The sequence below is a fragment of the Mycobacterium sp. genome, assembly GCF_035603715.1.
Lineage (GTDB): Bacteria > Actinomycetota > Actinomycetes > Mycobacteriales > Mycobacteriaceae > Mycobacterium.
In genome coordinates this window covers 1-20,781 of the sequence record NZ_DATNJW010000038.1, presented here as the reverse complement: position 1 = coordinate 20,781, position 20,781 = coordinate 1, and the positions used below count along the sequence as shown (strand labels likewise).

The window sequence follows — 20,781 nt, the reverse complement described above, 5'->3', positions numbered from 1 at the left end:
GCTTCAGGTGTGCCGCGCCGCTTCCTGCACGAGCTGCACACGCGAGGTCAAGCTGAGTTTGGTGTAGACGTGGGTGAGGTGCGTTTGCACGGTGCGTGGTGAGACGAAAAGCCTTGTGGCGACGTCGTTATTGCTCAGTCCTTCGCTGACCAGGCGCACGACGTCCAACTCGGCCGGCGTGAGTGACGCCCAGCCGCTGGCAGGTCGTTTGCGTTGACCACGGCCGCGTTGCGCATAGGCGATCGCTTCCTCGATGGACAACGCCGCTCCCTCGGCCCATGCCGTGTCAAAGTCATTCTCGCTCATCGCATCTCGCAAAGCCGTTACTGAGGCTTCGTAACCGGCGTCGTAGACCTTGAACCGCACCGCGCCGATGCGTAGCCGGATGGCCTCTGCTGCGCCGAAGAGGCGGGCCGCTTCGCGCTGGCTGCCGGCCTCGCTGGCCAGAATGCCGAGACTTTCCAGGATGTCGGGGATGAACAGGTACGTTTCGGTTTCGGCGGCACCCGCGAGCGCGTCGTGGGCGTCACGCTCAGCCTGGGCTGGATCACCTTGTGCGATTGCCACGCGGGCGCGCGTCGTCAACGGGTCCCACGCGAACATGCCAGCCCTTTTCGATACAGCGGCGTCGGCACAGCGGCGAGCCGCGACCAGATCTCCACCTGCAAGCGCCGCCTCCGCACTAAGGACTCTCTGCACTCCTGTCGTCTGGGGCACGGCATTCATGAGCGGCCGGGCCGCGTCGGTCGCGTCCTGCGCCGCCATAGCATCGCCGGCGGCCAGGGCCGCCAAAGCCAACGCGTAGTAGGCGGCGCCTGCTTTAAGGCCGCCCAGTTCGGCGGTGGCCTCCACGGCCTCTTCGGCGGCGGATCGGGCCGCCGCGGTGTCGCCCTGGTACGCCCGCGTCATGCACAGGCCCACGAGGCTATCCACTCTCCAAATCTCATCGTGAGCCGCCTCGGCCTCGTCGGCCACCGCGGCGAATTGTGCCGCGGCACCGGCAAGATCGCTCTGAGTCAACTGCGCGACTCCGAGGTACCAGCGGCACCGGCGCGCGTCGAACCGGTCACCGATCGCGTCGGCGAGATCGCGTCCCTCCTCGGCGGCCACACGCGCTGCGATGGGGTCGCGCACCATGATTGCCACGACGACTTGTGCGACGAGGATCTGGGTGAGTCTCCACCGGTCGCCCAAATCCCGCGCGAGGCCGATCGCCTCGGCCAAGAACGGCCCGGCCGCCTCTAGGTCAAAGTAGGAGGCGATGTAGCCACACGCGGTGAGGGCCCGGATTAGCAATGCCGGGTCGTCGATCTCGCGAGCGATCGCCAGCGCTTGCTGTGCTTGATCCTGGCTCTCGACCGAGGCCACCCAGAGGCCGAGGGTGGCTCTATCGGCCAGTGCCCGCGCCCGCACCGCGGGCGTCACTCCAGGGTGATGCGCGTCGAGATCGGCCAGGGCGGTGTCGAACCAGGTCAGCCCTTCTCGGATACGGCCTCGCCCTTGCCACAGCGGCTGCAGCGACGACGCCAGCGCCAACGCCAGCTCATTGTCGGAATTTTCGCGGCTCCACCCGAATGCGGCGCGCAGGTTATCGATCTCGGTTTCGGCCTGTTCGAGGAGCCGCTCGTAATCGCTGGCTGCCGGGAGGTCGAGCTTGGCCGCGAGCGCTGTGTAGTGATCGCGGTGACGCGTGCGGACGACGTCGGCTTCGCCGGACTCGCCCAATTTCTCCAGCGCGTATTGGCGCATCGTCTCCAAGAGCCGGTAGCGCGTTCGGCTGCCACTTTCGTCGGCCACCACCAGCGACTTGTCGACCAGCAAGGCGAGTTGATCGAGCACCTGGTAGCGCTCTACATCGCCACCGCCGCAGACGCTTTGGGCCCCGTCGAGGTCGAAGCCACCCATGAACACCGCCAGCCGACGGAACAAGACGCGTTCGGGTCCGGTCAGCAGCGCATGTGACCAGTCGACTGAGGCGCGCAGGGTCTGCTGGCGGCGCACTGCGGTACGCGCACCGCCGGTCAACAGTCTGAACCGGTCGTGCAGGCTGTCCAGAATCTCTGCCAGCGACAGCGCCCGCACACGCGCCGCCGCCAATTCGATCGCCAGGGGTACTCCGTCGAGGCGACGGCAGATCTCCATGACCGTGGCGGCATTGTCGTCAGCGACGACGAAGTCTGGCCGGGCGCGGCAGGCCCGATCGACGAACAGCTCAATAGCCTTGTCGGCCAACGGCAATGACGGCACCCGCCAACTCTGTTCACCGGCCACGCCAATCGGCTCTCGGCTAGTTGTCAGCAGGCTCAACTTCGGACCTGCTTCTAGCAGTGCGACCGTCAGCGTGGCGCTCGCATCGAGCAGATGCTCACAGTTGTCCAGCACCACCAGCATCTGCCGGTCGGCGACGAATCGGCGCAACGAGTCCGTCGTGGAGCGGCCCGGCTGCTCGGGCAGGCCCAGCGCACGCGCAGTCGTAATCGGCACCAGGTCGGGATCGGTGATCGGAGCGAGATCCACATACCAAACGCCGTCGCTGAACTCGTCCGAAAACTGGCCCGCGACCTGAATCGCCATGCGGGTCTTGCCCACTCCGCCGGCGCCGGTCAACGTCACCAGCCGGTTCTTGGTCGCCAGTTCCCGCACCTGGGCGATGTCTGCTTCGCGTCCTACAAAGCTGGTGAACTGCACTGGAAGGCGTTGGGAAATAACAGCTTTAGCGACGCGCAGGGGAGGAAAGTCGTTGACCAGATCGGGGTGGCATAGCTGCATCACCCGCTCCGGGCGGGGCAGATCACGTAGCGAGTGCGTGCCCAGGTCGGTTAGCCACACGTCGTCGGGAAGCCCGTCCAGCACGAGCGATTCGGTGGTGCCGGATAGCAGGGTCTGGGCACCGTGGCCCAGATCGCGCAGTCGCGCGGTGCGGTTGATGGTGGGGCCGGCGTAATTGCTTTCGTCGCGCAGTTGAATTTCACCGGTGTGGATCCCGATTCGCAATCGGATCGGCGCCAGCGGGGCGCGCTGCAACTCCAGCGCACAGGCGACCGCGTCGGAGGCGCGGGCGAAGGCCGCGACAAAGCTGTCGCCTTCGCCTTGTTCGACGGGTCGCACGCCACGGTGTGTGGCGATGGTTTCCGAGACCGTCCGATTCATCCGGGCCATGGCCGCGCTCATCTGCTCGGGTTGGGTTTCCCAGAGCCGCGTCGAGCCCTCGACGTCGGCTAACAGCAACGTCACGGTGCCAGTCGGCAATTGTCCGCTCACGGCCACTTCGCTCCAGTCCACCAGCGGCATGTCGGCGTGTGGATCGAATTCGCTCATGCTAGCCAGCATGCGGCCGCTGCAAACCGGAAACATCAGCTAAAACGCGTAGATCGCAGCCTGCGAACACGGCGCTCTAGGCTGGTTCGGGAAAGCGCCGGAAATTTTGTCCTGTGGCGAAGCCCGATCGACAGGAGCTAGTTGAATGAAGCGGACAGCAGCACGCAGTGGTGCGACGATCGCGATCGTCGCGGTAGCCATCGGCGTGGCCGGGTGCAGTTCCTCGCCGAGCAGCAACAACGGGGCGAGCAGCACGTCCGCCGCGGGAAGCGCGGCGACCTCGGCAACCACCGCCAAGCCGCAGTCGAAAGTGGCACCTCGACTCTCCGTCGACGGCCCGAATCCAAGCATCGCGAGCTACTTCAGAGACAGTCACATCACCCCGACACCGGTCCACAAGGGTGACCCCGGCGCGCCTGTAGTCAACTTCCCGATCCCCGACGGCTGGGCCGACGCCGGCCCAGACACCCCGCCCACGGCCTACTGGGCGATCGTGGACACCGGTCCGGAGGCAGCCAAATACAGCCCGAGCATCGTGGCGACGTTGTCCAAGCTCGACGGCGATGTAGACCCGCAGAAGCTGATCGAACTCGCCGCCGGCGGAACGAAAAACCTGCCCGGGTTCAAGCAAATGGGCGAGGGCTCTGAGGACAACCTCGGCGGTTCTCCCGCCTACCAGTTGGGCGGCACCTGGAAGCAAGACGGCCAGGAGAAGGCGGTTGCGGACAAAGTCGTCGTCATCAATGGGAACGACAACATCTACCTGCTGGAGCTCAACGCCGATTGCCTCCCAGATCAGGTGGAGAAGGCGCTGCCCGCGACCATCACCATCGACGAGAAGACGACGATCAACGTCGGATAGTGCCCGTGGGGGCCTGGCGGTCCGCCGGGCATTCATAGACTGATCCGGTGCGTCTCGTCTTTGCCGGAACCCCGGCGCCCGCGCTGCCCGCGCTGCGCGGTCTGATCGACTCGCCACGTCATGAGGTTGTTGCGGTGCTCACCCGGCCGGATGCCGCCTCGGGCCGTCACGGCAAGACACAGCCGTCACCGGTAGCCCGTCTCGCCCTGGAGCAGGGCATCCCGGTACTGCGCCCGGAACGGCCCAACTCCGCGGAGTTCGTCGCCGAGCTGTCAGACCTGCGGCCCGACTGCTGTCCGGTGGTGGCGTTCGGGGCGCTTTTGCGTGACGAACTGCTCGCGGTGCCGGCGCGTGGCTGGGTCAACCTTCACTTCTCGTTGCTGCCCGCCTGGCGCGGCGCGGCTCCGGTGCAAGCGGCGATCGCGGCGGGTGACGCTGTCACCGGTGCGACGACGTTTCAAATCGAATCCGGGCTGGACTCCGGGCCGGTCTACGGTGTGGTCACCGAGTCGGTGCGCCCGATCGACACTGCGGGGGATCTGCTTGACCGGCTGGCGATTTCGGGTGCGGCGTTGCTGTCGGCCACCCTGGACGGCATCGCGGACGGGACGCTCAGCCCGATCCCGCAGTCGACCGACGGCGTCAGCATCGCGCCGAAGATCACCGTCGAACAGGCGCGCGTCCGTTGGGACCTTCCGGCCGAGGTGGTCGAGCGGCGCGTGCGCGCCGTGACACCCAACCCGGGGGCGTGGACCCTGATCGGTGATCTGCGCGTCAAACTCGGGCCGGTGTACATCGATAACGAGGAGCAGAACCTGCCAAAGCCGTTGTTGCCCGGCGACATTCACGTGGATCGCCGCACTGTACGGATCGGCACTGCCTCGCAGCCGGTACGGCTCGGTCAGGTGCAGGCCCCGGGCAAGAAGCTGATGAACGCCGTCGACTGGGCCAGGGGAGCCCGCCTCGAGCCCACCATGCGCGCGTCATGACCCCGCCACCGGACAGGCCGCGCCGCGAGCGGCCGAACACGCGCGCGCCGCAGCGATCGGCGCGGCCGCCGCGACGCAAGCCGCTGGATCCGGCCCGTCGCGCCGCGTTCGATGTTCTCCAGGCCGTGCGCGAGCGCGACGCGTATCCCAACCTGCTGCTACCAGTTCTATTGCGCGAGCGGGGGATCAGCGGTCGTGACGCCGCGTTCGCCACCGAGCTGACCTACGGCAGCAGCCGGGTCCGCGGTCTGCTGGACGCCGTCATCGGCTCGGCCGCCAATCGGGAACCGGAGACGATCAATCCGGTATTGCTCGACCTGCTGCGGCTGGGGACATATCAACTTCTACGCACCCGCGTCGACGCACACGCCGCCGTCTCGACCACCGTCGAGCAGGCCGGAATCGAATTTGATTCGTCACGTGCGGGTTTCGTCAACGCGGTGCTGAGAACGATCAGTAGTCGCGACGAGCAGTCCTGGGTCGACGAGCTGGCGCCCGACCGATCGGTCGACCCGGTGGGGCATGCCGCTTTCGTGCGGGCCCACCCGCGCTGGGTCGCACAGTCGTTCATCGACGCGTTGGGCGCTTCTGCCGGTGAACTCGACGCGGCACTGGCCGCCGACGACGAACGACCGCAGGTGCACCTGGCGGCCCGGCCGGGCGTGCTGACCGCCGAGGAGCTGGCCGGTGCGGTCAATGGCGACGTGGGCCGGTTTTCGCCGTACGCGGTGTACCTGCCATCAGGTGACCCCGCGCAAATTCCCGCGGTGCGCGACGGGCAGGCGCTCGTGCAGGACGAGGGCAGCCAATTGGTTGCCCGCGCGCTCACTCTCGCGCCGCTGGCCGACGACCACGGGCGGTGGCTCGACCTGTGCGCCGGCCCGGGCGGCAAAACCGCGCTGTTGGCCGCGATCGCCGCCGAATCCGGAGCGCGGGTCACTGCGGTAGAGCCCGCCGAACACCGCGCCGACCTGGTCGTGCAGAACACCAGCGGCCTGCCGGTCGACGTGCTGCGGGTCGACGGGCGCAGCACCGGGCTTGAGCCGGGTTTCGACCGGGTACTGGTCGACGCGCCGTGCACCGGTTTGGGTGCGCTGCGTCGCCGACCCGACGCGCGGTGGCGACGACAGCCCGCCGACGTTCCGGCGCTGACTCGGTTGCAACGCGAATTGCTCTCAGCTGCAATCGCGTTGACCCGGCCCGGTGGTGTGGTTTTGTATGCGACCTGCTCGCCGCATCTGGCCGAGACGATCGGGGTAGTCGGCGACGCGTTGCGCCGTCATCCAGTGACCGCGCTTGATACCCGGCCGTTGTTCGAGCCGGTGGCCGATCTGGGCGACGGCCCCTACGTTCAGTTGTGGCCGCATCGGCACGGCACCGACGCCATGTTCGCCGCAGCCTTGACGAAGCTGGACGGCTAGCGCGAGCGTCTACTTGCCGCGACGAGCTTAGAGCCGCGCGAGGAGTTCGGCCTTCTTGGCGGCGAACTCATCGTCAGACAAGATCCCGCGTTGATGCAACCCGGCCAGCGACTCGATGGCCGCGACGATCGCCGCCGGATCTCCGGACTCGCCCCGGCCAGGTTCGGGTGCCTGCGGCGGAGGCGGTGATTTCGGTGGCTGGCTGGACTGGTATTGCCCCTGGAATTGCGGAGCGGGCGCGGCAGTAGGGGTTTCGGCCACCTCGTGAGCACCCAGCTCGGACAGACTGGCTACCGAGAATGTGCCACGCTGGCTGGTGAAGCTCACCGAGCCGTATCCGCCGCCCTGCTGTTGCTGTACGCCACCGATGTAGTGCTCGCCGGTGTCGAATATCTTTGTCACGCCGTTGATCTGGATTGCCAGCCGTCGAGTGCTCGGGAAGATGGCATAGCGGGCATCGTTCTGAGCGCCGGTCGCGCTCGGCACGCCGAGATCGGCGGGCCACCAGTTGGCCGACGTAAACCCGATCCCGGAACTCGTGGTCGAGGCGGGAAATACCGTCGTGCTGGCGAGCAGTTGCGCTAGTTCACCACACAGCGCATCGACCCGAGCCTTGAGCGCATTGTCGAACATGTCGCCGACCATCGTCATGCCGCCCCGCATCCACTGCCCGGAACCGCCCAGCTCGGGGATGGAGAACTGCGCCATGGTGCCGCCGCCTGCGCGAATGGCCAGCAGCATGGCGAGCACCGCATCACGGGAAAGCCCGTGGCGCCGGGCGATATCGCCGATGGCCGTCTCCGCCTCGGGGGAAACCGTTGCCTTCGTCATCGCACATCTTTCGTCGTGGTTATGAGATCGAGATTACGCAACTGCGGCGGCCCGGACGACTGTTGACAATCCCGACCACATACTCGCTCGCGCAGCCGGCTCAGGCGCCCCGGACCCCCCGTTCGGCGCGCATCGTCGCCACAGTTGGCCCCCAGTAAGCTCTCTTTCATGTCAGGCAAGACCGATCGGCCGCTGATCGCGCCGTCGATACTGGCCGCCGACTTCGCCCGGCTCGCCGACCAGGCCGCCGCCGTCGAGGGCGCCGACTGGCTGCACGTCGACGTTATGGACGCGCACTTCGTGCCGAACCTCACGATCGGGCTGCCGGTGGTCGAGAGCTTGCTGGCCGCCAGTGACATTCCCATGGATTGCCACCTGATGATCGAGAATCCCGAGCGCTGGGCGCCCCCGTACGCCGAAGCGGGCGCGTACAACGTCACATTTCACGCCGAGGCCACCGACAATCCGGTCAGCGTGGCCCGGGACATCCGCGCAGCCGGCGCCAAAGCGGGATTGAGCATCAAACCCGGTACCCCGCTGGACCCGTACCTGGACATCCTCAAAGACTTCGACACGTTCCTGGTGATGTCGGTCGAGCCGGGCTTCGGTGGACAGAATTTCATCCCCGAGGTGCTGAGCAAGGTGCGCGAGGTGCGCAAGCTCGTCGACTCCGGTGAGTTGACCATCCTGGTCGAGATCGACGGTGGCATCAACGCCGACACGATCGAGCAGGCCGCCGAAGCGGGTGTCGACTGCTTCGTCGCCGGATCAGCCGTCTACGGCGCCGACGACCCCGGCGCCGCGGTCGAGGCGTTGCGGCGGCAGGCGGGTGCCGTGTCACCGCACCTACGCCGGTGAGCCGCCGGTGAGCACCGAGGCGGCGGCCCTCAGCCACGACGCCGCCATGCACCTGGCCGTTGAGCAAGCCGATCTGGTCAAGGGCAGGACCTATCCAAATCCGCCGGTCGGCGCCGTCATCCTGGATCGCGACGGCCAAGTCGTCGGTGTCGGCGGCACGCAGCGCACGGGCAGCGCTCATGCCGAGGTGGTGGCGCTGCGCCGGGCGGGTCGGTTGGCCGCCGGCGGTACCGCGGTGGTCACCCTGGAACCCTGCAACCACCACGGCAAAACGCCGCCGTGCGTGGATGCGTTGCTCGAAGCCGGCATCGCGACGGTGATCTATGCGGTGAGCGACCCGAATCCCAAGGCCGCAGGCGGTGCGGCGCGGCTGGCGGCCGCCGGGGTCCGCGTCGTCGGCGATACCCAAGCCGACCTGGTCACGGCCGGACCGCTGCGAGAATGGCTGCACAAGCAGCGCACCGGCCTGCCGCATGTGACGTGGAAATACGCCACCAGCATCGACGGCCGAAGCGCCGCCGCCGATGGCTCAAGTCAATGGATCACCAGCGAAGCCGCCCGTGCCGATGTGCACCGACGCCGGGCGACCGCCGACGCGATCGTGGTCGGCACCGGCACGGTGCTCGCCGATGACCCGACGTTGACGGCCCGTCTGGCCGACGGCGGCCTCGCCGACCGCCAGCCGTTGCGGGTGGTGGTTGGTATGCGCGACATCCATTCGGAGGCAAAGGTTCTCAACGACGACTCACGCACCATGGTGATTCGCACGCACGAGCCGGCCGAGGTGCTGCAAGCGTTGTCCGATCGCACCGACGTGTTGCTCGAAGGCGGGCCCACGCTGGCCGGCGCATTCCTGCGGGCCGGTGCGATCGACCGCATCCTGGCCTACGTCGCGCCGATACTGCTCGGCGGGCCGATCGCCGCGGTCGACGACGTCGGGGTGCCGAATATCGCGCGGGCCTTGCGCTGGCGCTACGACGGCGTCGAACGAGTGGGCCCCGACTTGGTGCTGAGCTTGGTGCCGCGATAAGGCCTTGCGGCCCGTCCCGGAATCGCGGCACCAAGCTGGTCAGCCGGCCAGGCCGCTCTTGATCGCGGCGTCCTGCTTCTGGCCGATGTCGGTGGCGAACGCCGGCGGCACCGGGTCGTCTGGCTTGCCGTCGAATTCGAGGGTGACGAACGATTTGCCCTCGCTGAAGATCAGCACGGTCACCGACTTGGAGTCATCCGGTGAAGTGCCCGAAACTATCGTTCCCCCTTCGCCGACCGCCGCCGGCTGCGCCTCCCCGCCCTTGACCGCGCTACCGAGCGATGACCTGGCCCCCTCCAGCGCGGTCGCGGCACCGGCCGCATCCGGCAGGATCATGATGGTGTCGCCGATTTCCCGCGTGTCGCCCTGGTTGCTGAAAACCGTTGCCACACCTGACTTTCCGTTCGGATTCTCGGTTGGCGGCGCGGCCGTGAAGGTATCGCCGGGCAGGGCGATGTCTTCAGCCTTGATCAACAGCTTGGCGTAACCACCCGACTCGGCGGCCGGCGAACTCGACTGTGAGCCGGCCGAGCTCGTGGAGGTGGCCGATGCCGACGATGACGACGACGTCGCCTTGTCCGACTTGCTGCTGCAGCCGGTCGCCGACATACCCACCAGCGCAGTGGCTGCCGCCAAGCCCGCCACCGCGATCACCGGGGTTTTCATCAATGCGCTCCCATCATGTAGTCGAGTTGCCCGCCGGTTCAGCGCCTGCTGAACGCTTGAGGGTTGCTGGCACCGTAGCTGACGTGTAAGTGTCGATGTCGATAAATGCCTGCTTTTAGTCGTGTTCGTTAACGTAAAATTTACATTTATACTAATGTCTGGCCGCTGTTTCACATGCAATACTTCGCCATTCCTCTTGATCGGATGGCTGAAAGGCGGACATGACCCACTCGTTTTCGCGGACATTATTTGTCGCCAGTGCAATTGCGTGCACCCTGACCGGCCTCACGGCGTGCTCGAGTGGTCCGAAGATGGTGAGCAAGGACGACATCGCCAAGCAGATCACCGCCAAGATGACCGACGCGCAGGGCAACAAGCCGGATTCGGTCTCCTGCCCGGACGGCCTCAAGGGCCAGGTCGGAGCGCAGTTGAACTGCGCGATGAAGATCAAAGGCCAGGACTACAACGTCAATGTCACCGCTACCAGCGTAAAGGGCGACGACGTCCAGTTCGACATGGTGGAGACGATCGACAAGGCCCTGGTCGCGAGCAAGCTCAGCGAGCAGCTCACCGAGAAGGTCGGCCGCAAGCCGGACTCCGTCACTTGCCCTGACAACCTCAAGGGCAACCAGGGCGCGACCTTACGATGCGAGCTCAAGGACGAGGGCCAAACCTACGGAGTCACCGTCACCGTCACCGAGGTCGACGCCGGCGATGTGCACTTCGATTTCAAGGTCGACGACCAGCCCAAGTAATCCCCAAGAATCATTCCAATAAATTTCCAAACACTGGTGCGTATTGTGTCCGCCCCGTATACGCATTAATGGTGGCGAAAGAAGGGCAACTGATGCCGAAAAGCAATTGGTATTCACGCCTCGCAGTGTTTGCTGCGGCGGCGCTGCTGGCGTGCGCCAGCTGCAGCGCGAACAAGTCGTCGGCCCCGGCGTCGAGTACCGCCCCAGCGACCGATTCGGTGCACATCCACGGCGACGCGTCCAGCCCGGTGAACAAGATCGTCATCAAGGCCATTGCTGACCTGCAGGCATTTTGGGGCGGCGAGTTTCCCAAGTTGTACGGGAAGGACTACACGCCTGTGAAGGGCGGTTTCTACGCGGTCACTCCGTCGTCCGGGCAGTTCGCGCCCTGCGCGCAGGCCGCCGCCGACATCTCCGGTAACGCGTTCTACTGCTCGAAGGCCGACGACGTCGCCTGGGATGTCGAACAGCTGCTTCCCGACTTGCGGAAACGGTTCGGCGACTTCGTCATTCCGGTCGTGCTGGCTCACGAGTGGGGGCACGCCATCCAGGCTCGATCCAATTTCGAGGGCCCGACGGTCGTCAAGGAGATCCAGGCCGATTGCTTCGCCGGCGCATGGGCGGCGCACGCGACCAAGACCGACGCGTTCAAGCCGAGCGCCGACGATCTCGACAATGCGCTGGCCGGTTTCCTGTTCCTGCGCGACGAACCCGGGACCGAGAAGCGTGACCCGCAGGCTCACGGCAGCGGCTTCGACCGGGTGAACTCATTCCAGAACGGGTTCGACAACGGCGCGAGTGCGTGCAAGGGATACAAGCCCGGCGATCCGCCCGTGGTCGAGATTCCGTTCAACAGTGCAGCCGATGTGGACAGCGGCGGTAACGCGCCCTACGACGACATCATCGCCGGCATCCCGACCGACCTCGAGGACTACTGGTCGCAGGTCTACCCGAAGCTGACCGGGCAGCCCTGGACACCGTTGCAACCGGCCAAGGCGTTCAACCCGGCGGAAGCGCCCACCTGCGGCGGTCAGTCCACCTCTGACTACGCGCTGTTCTACTGCGTGCCCGAGGACTACGTGGGATTCGACGCGGTGAAGGCGATGCCCCAGATCTACGAGCAGGGCGGCGATTTCGCGGTCGCCACACTGATCGCCACCCAGTACGGGCTGGCCGTGCTGTCGCATGGCGGTCAGGACGCCACCGACAAGCTCACGTCGCTGCGGGCTGACTGCATGGCCGGTGCGTGGGCCGCCAGCATCCTGCTCGAGGACCGTCCGGAGAGTGGCTTCAAGATGTCGCCTGGTGACCTCGACAAGGGCATCACCGCGCTGATGGTCTTCCGTGGTTCCGGTGACGTCGCCCGCCAAGGGCACGGCTCAGTCCGGGTCGACGCTTACCGCGACGGCGTCATGAACGGTGCCAAAGCCTGCGTCACTCGCGCCAGCTAGCGGTGTTCACGGTTCTACTCAATCAGCCGCTAACCGGTTCCCGCGGTGCTGACGACCGCAATGGGTCGCCGTACGGACTCGGTCCCGGGGCTGCCGAAGCCGGCGTAAAACATCGTCGCGCTGACAAACCAGCGCATCGACGAGTGGACCGCGCTGGCGGTGGGGGCTGCATCCGAAGGCAGTTCCAGTTGGAAGGGCAGTCGCACCTGTGCGCCCCCGCGCAGCGTCACCCGCTTCTCCAACTGCACGGTCCGACCGTTGATGGTCTCGTCGAATCCTGGTGTGCGAGTGAGGGGGTGGGAGTCCCGTTGCCCCTGCCACTTCACCCGCACGTCGCCGTCCGGCAGGTCGCGGCTGGGTGTGATGAGTAGGTCGCCCTCGATTGTCTCGCCGGCGCGAAAGACCACCCGGGACAATTCGATGTCGAGCCGGGTCGCCACGCTGCCAGTGACCTGTTCCGGAGCCCCGATGTCGGTGGGGGCGTCGTCGACGCCGGTGACGACGGTGAATTCGGCCTGCTCGTCGACATCAAGCCCGCGGCGCTGCACAACCAGACGGCATGACCAGCCGGCGATCTGCGACGACGACGCCGGCGCCCACGACGGGATCCGAAATGTAGCCGATCCGTCCGTGAATTCGGATGTCGCGGTGGGCAATTCGATCGTGTCGACACTGACCCAGTCCTTGGTGTTGCGATCGGTGCCGTAGGTGGTGCCGACATCTTGGGTCAACCACATCGCGTCGGTGGTGGCCGTGGCCGCCGCATCAGCGCGGCCCGCCCACCGGTAGCGGTAGAAGTTGTCGTAGCCCAGTTCGATTCGCGCCGACGTGACGTTGCCAATCGGTTTGGGCGCGACCACTTTCACGTCGATCGACTGACGGGGGGAGACGACGGACGGTGAGACGGTGATCTCTGCTGGTGCCGGGCGGAGGAAGCGTCGCACTATTTCAGTTGGCTCGCGGCGTAGTCTTCCGGGCGGTTCTTCTTCATCCATGCCCGCACGGGCCAGAACAGCACCCACAAAACGGAATACACCGCGTAGTAGATCGCCGCCGAGGCCAGCACCCCGACGACCCAGGCCGGGTAGATGAGAATCAAGCAGAACTGCAGGAACTGCTTGATCACGACCGGGTAGCCCTCGGCCTGCGACAGGACGAAGCGCGGGCTCATGGATAGCAACATCCTTCGGCCGGTGGACGTCTGCGCCTCAGCTTCGGCTTGTGCCGCACTGACATCCCGGCCCCGCTCCTCGCGAGTCAGCCCGCGCTGCGGCGGTGGCGGTTCGCTGATACTCATCGGCGTGTCTCCTCACGGCTACTGCTGGCGCAGTTGCAAACCGGCAGGTTAGCCAAGTCGAATTGGATCCTGATTGGAGTCCGGCTAGCCGCGAGACCCTACGATCGACGCGGTCGCGAGCCGTTGGGCCAGTTGCCCATCCCACACATGTTCGCCGGTGGCGTCGATCACCGCCCTGGCTTGTGCAAGCAATTCCCGGGCGTGATCGGAGCGGCCGTAATAGTTTTCGATGTCGGCGAGCAACGCCAGGAAGAACGGCGTCATCACCGTGCTGCCGTCGCCGGTGTAGTCGTCGAATGCCTCGAACGCGATCGCGGGATCGCCGCCGGCGCCCGAAAGCGTCTGTGCCCATACCCCGATCATCTGCGCGCATGCGGCCCATTGCGGGGATCCGGCGGCAAGCATCTCCTGATACACGTCCTCGGCCGCGGCCGCAGTGCCGTCGGTGATGCCCAGGATCGCATCGATTTCCACCCTCACCAACTTGGCCGCGAGAACGTCGAAGTGGGCCCGCCGGCTCTGCGCCATTTCCAGTGCGACACGGCGCTGTCGGTGGGCGCCGGCGCGGTCCCCGACGAGTGCCCTGCCCAAACTCAGCCAGCAATACACCCGGGGGTGAAAGAACACCAGCGGGTCGGCGACCGTCTCGGGCGGGGGAAAGCGCGCCATCATCATTCCGGCGACCGACTCCTGAGCTTCGAGTTCTCCGCGCAAGGTGTGCAGCATGACCTGAACGAAGTGGCTCGACACACCGATATCGGGATCGCCGGATGCGGCGTACTGCGCGGCGAGTCCGCTTGCCAGGGCTTGTGCTTCATCCAGACGGCCGCGGATGCACAGCATGTAGCACTGCATGGCGACGGCGCCGTGGAAGTGCCGGCCGCTGGCGTGTTCGCCGATGTCGAAGGCGCGCTGGACGGCCGCCGCGGCGGCCGGGCTGTTCTGGCCGTCAAGAATCCCGTGCGCACCGGCCAGATGCAGCCACAGAGTGGCCTGCCGTTGCAGCGGTTCGGGTTTGGGCGACAGTCTGCGGCACACCTCCAGAGCATGCCCGGCAACAATGGCGATGTCGTCGTACGCCGAGCGGGTGAGGGCCCGCTGGATCGCGGTTTCGTGAATCTCCAGCGCGGTTTCGGGGTTCAGCTCGGTGCCGGCGCGCCAGGCGTGGTCGGCGATCGAGATGACGTCTTCGTAGGCGGCGGTAGCGATGCCCACGGCGTTGTTGGAGGCAATGGCTGCGTGCACCGCGGCCCGTTCAGACCCGGGAACGAGGGCCAGGACAGCATCGTGGAGCAGACCGTGGCCGAACCGGTAGCAACCGGGCCGATGAGCTACCTCGTCCAGCAGCCCGGTTTCGTAGGCGGATCGCAGCCGAGCCTGAACAGTGGATACCGACAGATCCACGACGTCAGCGAGGTCGGCGATGTCGAACTCCGGGCCGATCACCGCGGCGGCCGCCAGCGCGCGTCTACTCGGCCGGTCGAGGCGGCCCAGCCGCTGGCCGACCATCCCGGCCACGGCTTCAGAGACGTCGCCGGTGTGTCCGTCGGACACGTCATGCACCCGATTGTGCGCGATCAAGACGGACATGAGTTCCCTTATGTACAAGGGGTTTCCGTTGGTGCGGCTCCACACGTAGCGCGACACCTCGTCCTCGGTCGAAGTTCCGGCCAGTGCGTCGACAAGCGTGGCTGCGGCGTCGGATCCGAGGCCGTCCAGATGGATCGACCGTGCGGACTCCGAGCGGACCAGCCGCTCGAACGTATTCCGGTTGACGGGCCGGCCGCTGCCGAAGTACGTCCAGTTCGCGATCACCTGGATCGGCACGCGGCCAAGCTGTGTGCTCAGGACGGACAGCGTGTTGCCGGACGGGGGATCGGCGAGATGCAGATCGTCGAGAATGAGCAGCAGCGGGCGAATCGTGGACAGTTCGCACAGGGCGGCCACCACGCCCTCGATGAGGGCGAACCCGGTAGCGGCGGCCCGAACGCCCGAACTCGTGGTGTCCCGGCTCGCCCATTCGGGAACGAGTGCGTCGATGACGCCGGGCGCGACGCGACGCACCGCGTTGCGTCCGGGCTCGCCGAGCTCATCGCCGAGCTTGCGCAAGAGCTGTATCCAGGTCCACATCAGTGGCAGCCGGATGCCGGGTGGATGCGCGGCCCACGCCACCGTCATGCCCGATTGCCGAGCTCCCGCTGAAACTGCCTGTGCGAGTGCTGTTTTGCCGATCCCGCTGTCACCCGTGAGCAGGATCAAGCCGCCTGATCCCGCGTTGGCGCCACCCAGTGCGGTGGTGATGGTGTCCAGTTCGGATGCTCGACCGACGAACGGTAGCGGGTCGTGCACGTCTGGCCCCGCGGACACTGCGGGTGCGACGACGGGCGGCCTGAAGTGCAGGTCGGCGGATTTGTCACAGATCTTTCGGTAGAGGGTCTGCAGCCCGTCGCCGGGAGCTGTGCCGAGTTCGCGATCCAGCGTCGTGCGGGCGCGGTCGAACGCGCGGACCGCATCGGACGTGCGGCCCGTCCGATACAGGGCCACCATCAGATGGCCCCAGAGCCGTTCCTCGGTCGGGTCAGCAGCGATCGCGGCCTCGATCTCGGGAACCAGATCACCGCCGTCGCCGCATTGCAGCGCGGCGTCGAACCGTGCCTCGATCGCGGTGTGGCGCAGCGCGACATACCGCGTGGCGTCGGCGTGAGCGAAATCGCGGTGCGTGAATTCGCCGAATGGATCGCCCCGCCACAGCGTCAGCGCCGTACTGAGCGTGTCAAGAGCGTCAGCTGCCGCGCCCCGGATGAGCGCGGAGCGCCCGTCCTTGACCAGCTTTTCGAAGCGGTGCAGGTCGACCGAATCATCGCCGAGCAGAGTGAGCTGGTAGCCATAGGCCCGAGACGCGAGTCGCGCTTTTGCCGGCGACGCGGTGTCGGTCGAGACGGGCAGGGCGCGACGCAGGTTGGTCACGTATGCCCGCAGCGACGCCAACGCTTTCGGCGGTGGGTTGTCCTCCCACACCGCGTCGATGAGCCGATCGACGCTCACGACCGACCCGTGGTTGACCAGCAGCACTGCGAGCACGCACCGCTGTTTCGGGCCGCCGAGCGGCACCAGAGCCCCCCCGGCACGGGCCTCGACCGCGCCGGATAGCTGGTAGTCGACCATGTCCTCTAACCACGAGCGAATTAACTGACCGCTGCTATCGCGGTCAAACGATACATGGCCGGAAGTCGCGACGTGGGCCCTTCATCCGCAGGCAGCGGGTCCGCAGCGGCGTTTCGCAGCTCAGACGGGTAAGCGCCGAGCACCGGCGCGCGCGGAAACTATGAATTGCTGTGGACCCCTACCGCATACTTAGGCCCTGATGAATCGAGGTCACTGTTGATCCGGAAGCTTGGCATGAAGTGCGGCGTTGGCGCCCTCACCGGCGTTGCGGTGCTGCAGCTGACCGGCTGCGGCGCGACGGTCAAACCTGACGGGGCGGCGAAGTCGGTTGTCGACGTCGTCTCCCGGCAGACCGGATTCAAGCCAAACGACGTGCATTGCCCGTCGGGAGTCAAAGCCAAGGTGGGCGGCGAGTTCGACTGTGGCTTCACGGGTCCTGAGGGTCCATACGTCGCACACATGCGGATCACCAAGGTCGCCGGCGACGACGTGGAATTCGACATCAAAACCCAGCCTCGTACGCCGTAGCTGCCGGAGGACACTGTGCACAACGCTTGGAGTGTCGTCGAATTCGTCGTGCTGCTGGTTCTGGGCATCGCCGCGGTGCAAGCGCTGATCTGGATTCCGATCATCATGTGGTGGCGCCGCCGGGCCCGTGCCGCCAAGGTGCGGATGGCGGCGGCGGTCGAAGGCGAAGCGACGATTCGCCCAGCCGAGAAAGGGGTTTACCGCGGCGCGACGGCCCCGGGTTACCCGGTCGTCAACAACAGCGGCACTATCGCGCTCACCGATCGCCGGCTGATCTTTATCACCATCACCGGCAAGGTCATTGACATTCCCTGCGCCGAGATCATTGGCGTGCGTGAAGCGAATGTGTTCAAAGCGGCTGTGCGAGGTGGTCGTTCGCACCTGATCGTCCAAATACCGACGGGAGAAATCGCCTTCTACGTCTCGTCGAACGCCGACTGGATCAACGCAATCAGGACCGTCGGGTCGGGGCGACCGACCTAGCCCGTCGGACGGGTACCTCGAGAGCGACCGCCCAAGCCCGGGACCAGCATCGGAACGCGGCGACGGTAGTCGCGGTACTGCTCCCCGAACATACGGATGAGGTCGCGCTCCTCGAATCGAACAGCGACCAGAATGTAGCCGGTGGTCACGACCGCAAAGAGCAAGTGCCCCAACGTCATCCGCGGTGTCACCCAGAATGCGATCAAAAAGCCCAGATATAGCGGGTGTCGAACGGCCCGGTAGAAAAGGGGCGTGGTGAACTGATGCTCGACGAGCCGCCGCTCCCGCAGTCGAGCGAACACCTGTCGCACGCCGAACAAATCGAAATGATCAATGAGCACGGTGCTCAGTAGGGCAATCGCCCACCCGGCAAGACCGGTGACGGTCAGCAACGTTCGCCAGGGCTGGGCTTCTACTCGCCAAACGTCGTGAGTGATCGGGAACCAGGCCGCGAAGAGAACGATCAGACAGAGGTTGGAGGCAAGGACGTAGGTCGACCGCTCGGCGCTGGGCGGCACGATGCGGGTCCACCAGCGTTTGAAGCCTGCCCTGGCCATGATGCTGTGCTGGACCGCGAACAGCGCGAGCAACGCTACGTCGATCGCCACCGCCGTGGCGGTGAAAGTGCCGTCGCCGAGACCGCCGCGATCGATGCTTTTGCCCACGACATGCACGTTGCCGACCATGAAGTCGGCGTCATCGACGAATCCGATCAGGTACAGAAAAGCGAGCAGGAACAGCGCGTACGCAAATATGCCGTAGGCCGCAATGAGGACACCGCCGGCGGAACTGCCGGCCGGCTGCGATGTGGACCCATCGCCTTGCGCCACATCAAGATTGTGCTCCGCTTTTCAGCGCAAATACAGTAGCTCGGCTAACCGTCTAGACGCGAGGCGCGACGGGTTCGGCTTCCAGGGTTTCGGGCTCGTCGGCGTGCACGCTCCGACTGCCGATCAACAGGCCCAACAGCGCGCCCACCACGCAGACGACCACAGTGACCTTGAAGATTCCGCCGTACATCTCGGCGAACGCTTGGCGGTACATGGTGGCCTGATGCAGGACACGTTCGGCAAGGCTGGCGTTCGCGGGCACTTCCGACGCCAATTTCGCTACGAGTTGCGGCAATTGGTAAAAGCCCCAGGCGCTCAGCGAGGCCACCCCGATCAGCATGCCCGTCATGCGCGCCACCACCACCGCCGCCGACGCGATGCCGTGCTGTGCTGACGGCACCACCCGCAGGCTGGCCGATGTCAGCGGGGCGATCACCAGACCCAACCCGATTCCGGCAATTGCCAGATCGGTATCCATCGCGGGCAGCGACAGTCCAAAGATGTTGTGGCGGACGTTCAATAGGTCAACTGACCACTTCGAGATGAACCAGTAGCCACCGGCGGCGATCAACAGGCCCGCGGAGGCCACTGCCCGGTCGCCGATTCTCGTTGCGATCACGCCGCCCACGAGCGCGCCGATCGGCAGCGCTGCCAGGAACCACAGCAGCATCATGGCGGCGTCGTCCTGGTCCTTGCCGAGTACGCCCTGGGCGAACAGTTCGACGTCGACAAGGGTCACCATCAGGGCCGCACCGGCGCATAGCGATGCGCCCAGTGCGGACAGGAACGGCCGGAAGTGCACCCCGGCGGGTTCGATCAGTTTGGTGCGGGAGAACCGTTCCCACACAAAGAAAATCACCGCGAAGACGACGGCGGCAACAATCAGTGGCGGGCCGTAGCTGGGCAGCGCGTGCTTGCCGTCGGGATTGGCGTTGTACAGACCGATGACCGCCAAACCCAGAGTGATCGCCAGCAGCAGGCCGCCGATGATGTCGATTTTCTCCGGCTCGCCGCTGCGGTCCCGGGACGGCAGGCTGAAGTGGATCATCACCATTGCGGCGAGCGCCAACGGCACGTTGATCCAGAACACGTCCTGCCAGCGACTGGTCAGCCAGACGATGAAGATGCCGTAGAGCGGGCCGAGCACGCTGCCCAGTTCCTGTGCGGCACCGATGCCCCCGAGGACGCCCGCGCGGTTGCGCTGGGCCCACAGGTCAGCGCCCAGTGCCAGCGTCACCGGCAACAGCGCGCCGCTGGCCACGCCTTGGATGGTGCGGCCAACCACCAGCACATCCAGGTTGGTGGACAGCGCGGTGATCACCGACCCGATCAGGAAGGTGGCGAGGCTGACTTGAAGAAGCAGCTTGCGGCCGAACCGGTCGGATGCCCGGCCCAGCAGCGGCATCGCCGCGATGTAGCCCAGCAGATACCAGGTGATGATCGGGGTGATGCGCTGCAGATGGTTGACCGGAATGCCAATGGTGCTGATGATGTCGCGCATGATGGTGACCACGACGTAGGTGTCGAGTGCACCGAGCAGTACGGCCAGGCTGCCGGCGCCGATGGCGACGCCGCGCCCCGCGTGCCGGGGCGCCGTCACGGGGCGACAGGGGGCTTGGTGACCTGCACCGGCGCGTTCCAGTTCGACAGCGTCATCTGGACCGAGTTGCCCGGGGTCTGCTCCAGCTGGACCTGGGTCAGCTGGTGGTCACCGTTCTCCTCGATCCACACCGTCGTGTTTGCCGGTTGTGTTGCTTTCATCTGTGGGGCAAGGCCATTCACCGCGTCCGCCGAGGTGGTCCCGGTGATCTTGACGGTGCTCTGCCCGTTGAGCGTCTCCCGCGACTCGGCCTTCGGGTTGCTCAGATTGGTCAGCACGTTCGCCAGGCCGGTGTCCGGCTTGAGGATCGACGACGGGTCGTAGATCGCGGCCGCCGGACCGAAGCTCTCCCATTGGCCGGGGCTCATCGCGGCGAACAGGGTTCCGCCGTCGACCACGAACTGTGCGTCGATGTCGGAACCGCCGAACGTGATGTTGGCGTTGCCCTGGGCGGCGGTGGCGGGCGTGGTGGTCAGGTCGCCGGTGAGGGTCTTGATCGGCAGGTGCTTGATCTTGCCGTTCACCGACAGCACCAGGTGCACGCTCTTGACGTTTTTGGTGGCCTGGGCGGATTCCTTGATCAACGTGGCCGCGTCCGGCAGCGGTGCGCTGGATTGTTTTGAGGACGACGAACAACCGCTGACAACAGCGGCGGCCATCGAGAGTGCGGCGAGAACGGCGAGGATTGGGCGACGAC

General features: G+C 66.1%; 18 protein-coding genes. 9 read left to right on the top strand and 9 right to left on the bottom strand.

Annotated elements, in window-relative coordinates; all coding sequences use genetic code 11:
• Window positions 1–3: 3 nt before the first annotated feature.
• Entirely contained in the window at window positions 4–3,261 is a 3,258-nt protein-coding gene (locus VN856_RS01420) for a LuxR C-terminal-related transcriptional regulator (protein WP_325685442.1), read from the bottom strand.
• 202 nt (window positions 3,262–3,463) lie between these two features.
• Between VN856_RS01420 and VN856_RS01415 the strand changes: the two genes are divergently transcribed.
• The 3 genes from VN856_RS01415 to VN856_RS01405 are packed head-to-tail and all read left to right on the top strand — an operon-like array spanning window position 3,464 to window position 6,590.
• The gene (locus VN856_RS01415) at window positions 3,464–4,180 is read left to right on the top strand and encodes an LpqN/LpqT family lipoprotein (protein WP_325685416.1); all 717 of its coding nucleotides are present in this window, start codon (window positions 3,464–3,466) and stop codon (window positions 4,178–4,180) included.
• Between the two features lie 47 nt (window positions 4,181–4,227).
• Window positions 4,228–5,169, top strand: a complete 942-nt coding sequence (gene fmt, locus VN856_RS01410) for a methionyl-tRNA formyltransferase (protein WP_325685415.1) — start codon at window positions 4,228–4,230, stop codon at window positions 5,167–5,169.
• Window positions 5,166–6,590, top strand: coding sequence for an RsmB/NOP family class I SAM-dependent RNA methyltransferase (locus VN856_RS01405; RefSeq protein ID WP_325685413.1), 1,425 nt, complete (start codon window positions 5,166–5,168; stop codon window positions 6,588–6,590). The genes fmt and VN856_RS01405 overlap by 4 nt, the downstream gene beginning before the upstream one ends.
• A gap of 27 nt (window positions 6,591–6,617) precedes the next feature.
• Here the strand turns inward: VN856_RS01405 and VN856_RS01400 are convergent, their stop codons facing one another.
• The gene (locus VN856_RS01400) at window positions 6,618–7,421 is read right to left on the bottom strand and encodes an SHOCT domain-containing protein (RefSeq protein WP_325685411.1); all 804 of its coding nucleotides are present in this window, start codon (window positions 7,419–7,421) and stop codon (window positions 6,618–6,620) included.
• Window positions 7,422–7,589: 168 nt separating this feature from the next.
• Between VN856_RS01400 and rpe the strand changes: the two genes are divergently transcribed.
• Together rpe and ribD are read left to right on the top strand one after the other, a co-directional pair.
• Window positions 7,590–8,279, top strand: a complete 690-nt coding sequence (gene rpe / locus VN856_RS01395) for a ribulose-phosphate 3-epimerase (RefSeq protein WP_325685409.1) — start codon at window positions 7,590–7,592, stop codon at window positions 8,277–8,279.
• Window positions 8,280–8,325: 46 nt separating this feature from the next.
• Complete coding sequence (gene ribD, locus VN856_RS01390) at window positions 8,326–9,309, top strand: bifunctional diaminohydroxyphosphoribosylaminopyrimidine deaminase/5-amino-6-(5-phosphoribosylamino)uracil reductase RibD (protein WP_325685440.1); 984 nt, start codon at window positions 8,326–8,328, stop codon at window positions 9,307–9,309.
• A gap of 39 nt (window positions 9,310–9,348) precedes the next feature.
• On the opposite strand, the gene VN856_RS01385 is transcribed toward ribD, so the two are convergent.
• Window positions 9,349–9,975: a hypothetical protein gene (locus tag VN856_RS01385; RefSeq protein ID WP_325685407.1), complete on the bottom strand. Its 627-nt coding sequence runs from the start codon at window positions 9,973–9,975 to the stop codon at window positions 9,349–9,351.
• Between the two features lie 221 nt (window positions 9,976–10,196).
• Here VN856_RS01385 and VN856_RS01380 point away from each other — a divergent pair, with 221 nt between their 5' ends.
• Together VN856_RS01380 and VN856_RS01375 are read left to right on the top strand one after the other, a co-directional pair.
• A complete protein-coding gene (locus VN856_RS01380; RefSeq protein ID WP_325685405.1) occupies window positions 10,197–10,730 on the top strand; it encodes a DUF4333 domain-containing protein in 534 nt (177 codons plus the stop codon).
• 92 nt (window positions 10,731–10,822) lie between these two features.
• Window positions 10,823–12,181 carry a neutral zinc metallopeptidase gene (locus VN856_RS01375; RefSeq protein WP_325685403.1) on the top strand — a complete coding sequence of 453 codons (1,359 nt, stop codon included), beginning with the start codon at window positions 10,823–10,825 and terminating at the stop codon, window positions 12,179–12,181.
• Window positions 12,182–12,210: 29 nt separating this feature from the next.
• On the opposite strand, the gene VN856_RS01370 is transcribed toward VN856_RS01375, so the two are convergent.
• The 3 genes from VN856_RS01370 to VN856_RS01360 form a co-directional block, all read right to left on the bottom strand.
• On the bottom strand, window positions 12,211–13,125 hold the full coding sequence (locus tag VN856_RS01370; protein ID WP_325685401.1) for a hypothetical protein: 915 nt from the start codon (window positions 13,123–13,125) through the stop codon (window positions 12,211–12,213).
• Window positions 13,125–13,478, bottom strand: a complete 354-nt coding sequence (locus VN856_RS01365) for a hypothetical protein (RefSeq protein ID WP_325685399.1) — start codon at window positions 13,476–13,478, stop codon at window positions 13,125–13,127. Before VN856_RS01365 ends, VN856_RS01370 begins: the two co-directional genes overlap by 1 nt.
• 84 nt (window positions 13,479–13,562) lie before the next feature.
• Window positions 13,563–16,643, bottom strand: a complete 3,081-nt coding sequence (locus VN856_RS01360; protein WP_325685397.1) for a BTAD domain-containing putative transcriptional regulator — start codon at window positions 16,641–16,643, stop codon at window positions 13,563–13,565.
• Between the two features lie 234 nt (window positions 16,644–16,877).
• Here VN856_RS01360 and VN856_RS01355 point away from each other — a divergent pair, with 234 nt between their 5' ends.
• Window positions 16,878–17,171 (top strand): DUF4333 domain-containing protein, encoded by a 294-nt coding sequence (locus VN856_RS01355; RefSeq protein ID WP_325685395.1) that lies wholly within the window; start codon window positions 16,878–16,880, stop codon window positions 17,169–17,171.
• Between the two features lie 15 nt (window positions 17,172–17,186).
• Window positions 17,187–17,654 (top strand): hypothetical protein, encoded by a 468-nt coding sequence (locus VN856_RS01350; RefSeq protein ID WP_325685393.1) that lies wholly within the window; start codon window positions 17,187–17,189, stop codon window positions 17,652–17,654.
• Here VN856_RS01350 and mddA read toward each other — a convergent pair.
• The 3 genes from mddA to VN856_RS01335 form a co-directional block, all read right to left on the bottom strand.
• Window positions 17,651–18,484 (bottom strand): methanethiol S-methyltransferase, encoded by an 834-nt coding sequence (gene mddA, locus VN856_RS01345; protein WP_325685391.1) that lies wholly within the window; start codon window positions 18,482–18,484, stop codon window positions 17,651–17,653. The genes VN856_RS01350 and mddA overlap by 4 nt on opposite strands.
• 52 nt (window positions 18,485–18,536) lie before the next feature.
• Window positions 18,537–20,084 carry an MFS transporter gene (locus VN856_RS01340; protein WP_325685389.1) on the bottom strand — a complete coding sequence of 516 codons (1,548 nt, stop codon included), beginning with the start codon at window positions 20,082–20,084 and terminating at the stop codon, window positions 18,537–18,539.
• The coding region (locus VN856_RS01335; protein ID WP_325685387.1) for an LppX_LprAFG lipoprotein at window positions 20,081–20,781 on the bottom strand (701 nt) is incomplete at its 5' end. The genes VN856_RS01335 and VN856_RS01340, both read right to left, overlap by 4 nt.

Coding starts and splice junctions, on each gene's coding strand:
- ribD (WP_325685440.1), top strand. CDS start 8,326: ATGCACCTGGCCGTTGAGCAAGCCGATCTGGTCAAGGGCAGGACCTAT.
- VN856_RS01360 (WP_325685397.1), bottom strand. CDS start 16,643: ATGGTCGACTACCAGCTATCCGGCGCGGTCGAGGCCCGTGCCGGGGGG.
- VN856_RS01385 (WP_325685407.1), bottom strand. CDS start 9,975: ATGAAAACCCCGGTGATCGCGGTGGCGGGCTTGGCGGCAGCCACTGCG.
- rpe (WP_325685409.1), top strand. CDS start 7,590: ATGTCAGGCAAGACCGATCGGCCGCTGATCGCGCCGTCGATACTGGCC.
- VN856_RS01375 (WP_325685403.1), top strand. CDS start 10,823: ATGCCGAAAAGCAATTGGTATTCACGCCTCGCAGTGTTTGCTGCGGCG.
- VN856_RS01415 (WP_325685416.1), top strand. CDS start 3,464: ATGAAGCGGACAGCAGCACGCAGTGGTGCGACGATCGCGATCGTCGCG.
- VN856_RS01400 (WP_325685411.1), bottom strand. CDS start 7,421: ATGACGAAGGCAACGGTTTCCCCCGAGGCGGAGACGGCCATCGGCGAT.
- VN856_RS01365 (WP_325685399.1), bottom strand. CDS start 13,478: ATGAGTATCAGCGAACCGCCACCGCCGCAGCGCGGGCTGACTCGCGAG.
- VN856_RS01405 (WP_325685413.1), top strand. CDS start 5,166: ATGACCCCGCCACCGGACAGGCCGCGCCGCGAGCGGCCGAACACGCGC.
- VN856_RS01355 (WP_325685395.1), top strand. CDS start 16,878: ATGAAGTGCGGCGTTGGCGCCCTCACCGGCGTTGCGGTGCTGCAGCTG.
- VN856_RS01380 (WP_325685405.1), top strand. CDS start 10,197: ATGACCCACTCGTTTTCGCGGACATTATTTGTCGCCAGTGCAATTGCG.